7 protein-coding genes and 1 pseudogene are annotated in these 6,000 nt (G+C 41.8%); 6 read left to right on the top strand and 2 right to left on the bottom strand.

Annotated features, from left to right (window positions below; genetic code table 11):
* The first annotated feature begins 205 nt into the window (after window positions 1-205).
* The 6 genes and pseudogenes from tpx to GEZ85_RS00785 all read left to right on the top strand — a co-directional run bounded on the left by tpx (window position 206) and on the right by GEZ85_RS00785 (window position 3,232).
* On the top strand, window positions 206-700 hold the full coding sequence (gene tpx / locus GEZ85_RS00810; RefSeq protein ID WP_033682328.1) for a thiol peroxidase: 495 nt from the start codon (window positions 206-208) through the stop codon (window positions 698-700).
* A gap of 78 nt (window positions 701-778) precedes the next feature.
* Window positions 779-1,429 (top strand): metal-dependent transcriptional regulator, encoded by a 651-nt coding sequence (locus GEZ85_RS00805; RefSeq protein ID WP_153208920.1) that lies wholly within the window; start codon window positions 779-781, stop codon window positions 1,427-1,429.
* A pseudogene (locus GEZ85_RS10470) lies at window positions 1,395-1,584 on the top strand (hypothetical protein). Before GEZ85_RS00805 ends, GEZ85_RS10470 begins: the two are co-directional and overlap by 35 nt.
* Complete coding sequence (locus GEZ85_RS00795; RefSeq protein WP_194251494.1) at window positions 1,550-2,257, top strand: nicotinamide mononucleotide transporter; 708 nt, start codon at window positions 1,550-1,552, stop codon at window positions 2,255-2,257. Before GEZ85_RS10470 ends, GEZ85_RS00795 begins: the two are co-directional and overlap by 35 nt.
* A 129-nt stretch (window positions 2,258-2,386) precedes the next feature.
* Window positions 2,387-2,800, top strand: a complete 414-nt coding sequence (locus tag GEZ85_RS00790) for a hypothetical protein (protein WP_153208917.1) — start codon at window positions 2,387-2,389, stop codon at window positions 2,798-2,800.
* An 18-nt stretch (window positions 2,801-2,818) separates the two neighbouring features.
* Window positions 2,819-3,232 carry a hypothetical protein gene (locus tag GEZ85_RS00785; protein ID WP_153208914.1) on the top strand — a complete coding sequence of 138 codons (414 nt, stop codon included), beginning with the start codon at window positions 2,819-2,821 and terminating at the stop codon, window positions 3,230-3,232.
* Between the two features lie 38 nt (window positions 3,233-3,270).
* Here the strand turns inward: GEZ85_RS00785 and dtd are convergent, their stop codons facing one another.
* Both dtd and GEZ85_RS00775 read right to left on the bottom strand, forming a co-directional pair.
* Complete coding sequence (gene dtd, locus GEZ85_RS00780) at window positions 3,271-3,714, bottom strand: D-aminoacyl-tRNA deacylase (RefSeq protein ID WP_000691419.1); 444 nt, start codon at window positions 3,712-3,714, stop codon at window positions 3,271-3,273.
* 29 nt (window positions 3,715-3,743) lie between these two features.
* Window positions 3,744-5,966 (bottom strand): RelA/SpoT family protein, encoded by a 2,223-nt coding sequence (locus GEZ85_RS00775; RefSeq protein ID WP_153208911.1) that lies wholly within the window; start codon window positions 5,964-5,966, stop codon window positions 3,744-3,746.
* Between the last annotated feature and the right edge of the window lie 34 nt (window positions 5,967-6,000).

Here is a 6,000-nt window from a genome sequence, read left to right as displayed (position 1 = left end):
AGTTTTGTGATAAAATGTAATTGTTCCATATGAATCTTTCTAATGAGTTGTTTAGTCGCTTTTCATTATAGGTTATATGGGACTTTTTTTCTACACAAAAATAGGCTCCATAATATCTATAGGGGGGTTACCCACTACAAATATTATAGAGCCGAAAATTCCGACTGTTTCAGCTAAAATGGAAGAAAAAAGATTGGAGTATCTTATGGTAACTTTTCTCGGAAATCCTGTGAGCTTTACAGGTAAACAACTACAAGTCGGCGACAAGGCACTTGATTTTTCTCTCACTACAACAGACCTTTCTAAAAAATCTCTGGCTGATTTTGATGGCAAGAAAAAAGTTTTGAGTGTCGTTCCTTCTATCGATACAGGCATCTGCTCAACTCAAACGCGTCGTTTTAATGAAGAACTGGCTGGACTGGACAACACGGTCGTCTTGACTGTTTCCATGGACCTACCCTTTGCCCAAAAACGTTGGTGTGGTGCTGAAGGTATTGAAAATGCCATCATGCTTTCAGACTATTTCGACCATTCCTTTGGACGTGATTATGCCCTCTTAATCAATGAATGGCACCTATTGGCACGCGCAGTCTTTGTCCTAGATACTGACAATACTATTCGCTACGTTGAATACGTGGACAATATCAACTCTGAACCAAACTTCGAAGCCGCAATTGCAGCCGCTAAAGAACTAAATTAGAAGCCATTGTGGCAGATAGCTAGAGAAATCTAGCTTTTTTTGATATACTAGATAAAGATATTAGACAAGAGGAAGCGAATGACCCCGAATAAAGAAGATTATCTAAAATGTATTTATGAAATCGGCATAGACCTGCATAAAATTACCAACAAGGAAATTGCTGCCCGCATGCAAGTCTCTCCCCCTGCCGTAACTGAAATGATTAAACGGATGAAGAGTGAAAATCTCATCCTTAAGGACAAGGAATGTGGCTATCTACTGACAGACCTCGGCCTCAAACTGGTCTCAGAGCTCTACCGCAAACACCGCTTGATTGAAGTTTTTCTAGTCCATCATTTAGACTATACGAGTGACCAGATTCACGAGGAAGCTGAGGTTTTGGAACATACTGTCTCTGACTTATTCGTGGAAAGACTGGATAAACTGCTCGGATTCCCCAAGACCTGCCCCCACGGAGGAACCATTCCAGCCAAGGGAGAACTTCTGGTTGAAATCAATAACCTACCACTAGCTGATATCAAGGAAGCTGGATCCTACCGTCTGACTCGGGTACACGATAGTTTTGCCATTCTCCATTATCTGGACAAGCACTCACTTCACATCGGAGATCCGCTCCAAGTCAAGCAGTTTGATGGCTTCAGCAATACTTTCACTATCCTCAGTAAAGACGAGGATTTACAAGTAGGTATGGACATTGCCAAACAACTCTACGTCGAGAAAATCGACTAATTTCTCAAGTACCCCAACCAACCCTGAAAGTTTTATTTTCAGGGTTTTATTTCTATCATTTGATTTTACTCTCATTTAGTTGTAGAATGTTTGTAAAAAACAAGAAAGATAGTTTAACCTATGAAAAAATCACTAAAAATTTTTGCTACATCTAAATGGTTTGACCTCTTTGGAGTTGCTTTGGTCGTTGGGATTGCGATTGCATCTGGTTACCTCAACTCACGCCTCGATAAATTCGTAGATTGGGGACCATGGACTGCCCTTGTTCCCTTTGGATTGATTTCCGTAACCAACGTTGGGATTTCCATGTTATCCACTCGTTTCACGGGGAAATTAAGCAAATGGGGAAATTATTTTGGTATTGTTAATACCATTTTGTCCGGTGCTATTGATTATATCCTTGGAAATAAGGCGGCCATTATCACCTATCCTGTCACCTTCCTCATTTATACCTTTGCTATTAAGAAATGGGAAGCTTCGCAAGAAGGCAGACCCAACCAAATGAGCCAAAAACAACTAAAATTGGCAGCCATCATTATTTCCATCATCGCCTTCCTCTTTGCCTTTGTGACAAACTATATCGGCTATGGAGGAAAGATGAATCTCCTTGCCTACGTAACAACTATTGCCTTCGCACTGTCTCTCATTGCCAATGCTTTAAATGCACTAAAACTAACAACTCAGTGGGGATTTTGGTTGATTTACAATTTCGTTCAGCTGACAAAAGCTGGTATTCAAGGAAATTTTGCCAATATCGGAAAATACATCTTTTATATCCTCAATGCAATCGGAGCTTTATTTGTCTGGAATGATGAAGAAGTAAGATAATAGAAGAAAACTTAAATAAAAAAACAAGTCGACTTAAGAGAATCTCCCTTCTGCTATTTTTATCATTTTACTTGTAACTCCCATTCTTTTGGAGTAGAATGAAGTTAGATAAAAGAGGGAGGTCATCTTATGAAAAAACTCTTTAGAATCCATTTTACAGCAATTGCAGTCATCGATTTGCTACTATTCGCATTTTTTAACAAAAGACCCGAGACATCTTTGGAGTGGCTCTTGCTATCTGGTTTTATTTTCCTCCTTACTCAAGGACTCCTGTTATTTCGCTTGGTTGTCCGACTCAAACATCAATTCGCTGAGATTTATCCTAAAATCAATAAAAAGATTCGCTTCTACTATTTAGGGATTCTCTCCATTGATTTTCTATTTTTTGTCCTTTTAACCTTCGTTAGTTCTCAGCGTTTTCTCTCTCTTATGCCAATCATCACTGCTTGCCATTCTACTTTATATTATATGACGGCCGACTACCTAAGAGACAACTATCCAGACTTTTACGGCAAACATATCTCTTTATGGGAGTGTCTCTAAGGAAAAGGAGGGGTTATCATGAAAAAAATCATCTCCATCAAAACCATTCAACTCCTTATCATCGATGGAATTATGCTGGCATTTTTGACATTTAAAGAGGGACTTACTTGGGATTGGATGTTGATTTATAGCGGTTGGCTCATTTTCTTTCATCCTGTGCTATTGACCTATCTTTCCAACCAACTTTGTGACCACTTTAGTCAACTCTATTCCCAGATTAGACTCAGATTCTGGCGTTTTGCCTTACAAATCCTCCTATGGGATAGCCTGATCATTCTCTCCTTGATATGTTTAAGTGGTATGCCACTTTTCCTTCAGGGAACTCTCCTAATCTTAGGACACCTCATCCCTTCCTACCGCATAAGCCAAAGCCTGAAAAGAGATTTCCCCAAGGCCTATCAGGAACCCATTTCATTTTGGAGTATTTTGTAATAGATAAGAAAAACCAAGCCGGCTGGGCTTGGTTTTTCTTATCTATTTTTAGTATCAAGGATAATGGTAACTGGTCCGTCATTGACCAGCTCAACCTGCATATCCGCTCCAAAGATACCTGTCTGAACGGGTACTTCTTGCGCTAATTTTTGATTGAAAGCATCATAGAAATCCGATGCCATATCAGGTTTGGCTGCGCCTGTAAAGGCTGGACGATTGCCTTTCTTAGTATCCGCAAAGAGGGTAAACTGAGAAATAGAAAGAATTTCTCCTTCAATATCTTTGACAGACAAGTTCATCTTGCCTTCTGCGTCTGAAAAAATCCGCATGTTGACCAGTTTTCTCACGGCATAGTCCAAATCTTCCTCTTGGTCCTCTGGTCCAACACCAACCAGCAATAGGAGGCCCTGATTGATTTTTCCCTGAACCTGACCTTCGATACTCACTTGGGCTTTTTTAACCCGTTGGATAATGATTTTCATAATAGCCTTTCTAGTAAGAGCTAGGACAATTAACCGTTAGTCCGTTTGACAGAGTAAACTTCTGGCACACTCTTAATCTTGTCCACGACCGTGGTCAGCGTCGAGAGATTGGCAATGCCAAAGGACACATGGATATTAGCAAACTTCATATCCTTGGTTGGTTGGGCATTGACCGTTGAAATATTCTTGGTTGTGTTTGAAAGAACTTGCAGTACATCGTTCAACAGTCCTGTACGGTTGAGGCCGTAAATATCGATATGGGCCATATACTCCTTATTTGAGCTAGAGTACTGGTCTTCCCACTCCACATCAAGGAGACGTTGCTCATAGTTTTCTTGGGCGCGCAGGTTCATACAGTCCACACGGTGAATAGCCACACCACGCCCCTTGGTGATGTAGCCAACAATATCGTCACCAGGAACAGGATTACAACACTTAGCAATCCGCACTAGGAGACCTGAGGCACCTTCAATGACCACTCCACCCTCATGCTTGACTTTGAGGGTTTCTTTATTTTCAACCTTGACCTCGCCACCTTTGACAAGTTCTTCTGCCTCAGCCTTGGCCTTGGCACGTTCTTCCTCACGGCGTTCCTTTTCAGTCAGACGGTTAAAGACGGTAATAGCACCGATTTCTCCAAAACCAATGGCCGCAAAAAGGGATTCTTCTGTCTTGTAGCTAGTCTTTTGCAAAACTTGGTCCATGTGACGCTTGTCCATGAATTTATTGGCCACATAGCCATTTTCTTGGAACTGAGCCATCAGCATCTCACGACCCTTATTGACAGATAATTCTTTGTCTTGATTTTTAAAGAACTGACGAATCTTGTTACGCGCCTTGCTGGTCTTGACCATATTGAGCCAGTCACGGCTTGGCCCAAATGAGTTAGGGTTGGTGACAATTTCAACCTGATCCCCTGTCTTGAGCTTGGTTGTCAATGGAACCATACGGCCATTGACCTTGGCACCAGTTGCTTTTTCCCCGACCTTGGTATGTATTTCATAGGCAAAGTCAATCGGTCCTGAATCTTTTGGAAGGGAACGGACAGCTCCATCTGGGGTAAAGACGTAAATTTCCTCAGCCAGATAGTTTTCCTTAACAGAATCCACAAATTCCTTGGCATCATCAGCCTGGTCTTGGAGCTCCATCATCTCCTTGATCCAGTTCATCCCAATAGCTGATTCCTTGCTGTTAACCTGCCCCTTTATGCCCTTCTTATAAGCCCAGTGAGCCGCAACCCCGTACTCAGCCACCTCGTGCATTTCCTTGGTCCGAATCTGGAATTCGATTGGCCCTTTTGGTCCATAAACAGTCGTATGGATAGACTGATAACCATTGGCCTTGCGGTTAGCGATATAGTCTTTGAAACGACCTGGCATTGGTTTCCAAAGTTCATGCACATAACCAAGCATGGCATAAACATCACTTTGGGTATCTAAAATACAACGAATAGCAATCAGATCATAGATTTCCTCAAAACGTTTTCTCTTATCCTGCATTTTACGGAAAATCGAGTAAATATGCTTGGGACGACCATAAATCTTCCCTTTCAAGTGACGATCTGTCGTATATTCCTCTAATTTTGTGACTACCTCATCCACCAAGGCTTCACGCTCTCTGCGCTTTTCCTTCATCATATGGGTAATCTTGTAAAACTCCGTTGGGTTGAGATAACGGAAAGATAGATCTTCCAATTCCCATTTGACGCTAGAAATCCCCAAACGGTGAGCAAGAGGTGCATAGATTTCCATGGTTTCTTTAGAAATACGCTCCTGTTTGTCTTTTCGAAGGTGTTTCAGCGTCCGCATATTGTGCAAGCGGTCAGACAGTTTGACCAAGATAACACGGATGTCCTCAGACATGGCCATGAGCATCTTACGATGATTTTCCGCCAATTGCTCCTCGATCGATTTGTACTCGACCTTACCAAGTTTGGTAACCCCATCGACGATTACCCGCACATCAGGGCCAAACTCTCTCTCCAAATCATCCAAGGTCGCATCTGTATCTTCTACCACATCATGCAAGAAACCACAAGCAACCGTTACGGCATCTAGCTTAAGCTTGGCTAAAATCCCTGCCACTTGGATAGGGTGAATAATGTAAGGTTCGCCAGATTTCCTATACTGGCCACTGTGGCATTCAACAGCATAGACTAAGGCCTTATGGACAAAAGCAACATCTTCTTTTGATAAATATTTTTGCGTTAAAGCGACAACCTCATCGCCCGTCAAATTCACTTCTTTCGGCATCTCTACTCTCCAATTCTTCCTACCATTTTATCAC

Origin of the sequence: Streptococcus mitis, from assembly GCF_009496205.1 — a bacterium.
GTDB classification, from domain to species: Bacteria; Bacillota; Bacilli; order Lactobacillales; family Streptococcaceae; genus Streptococcus; species Streptococcus mitis_BN.
Note: the sequence above shows the minus strand (reverse complement) of the source record. Positions and strands in the feature narration are given on the sequence as shown.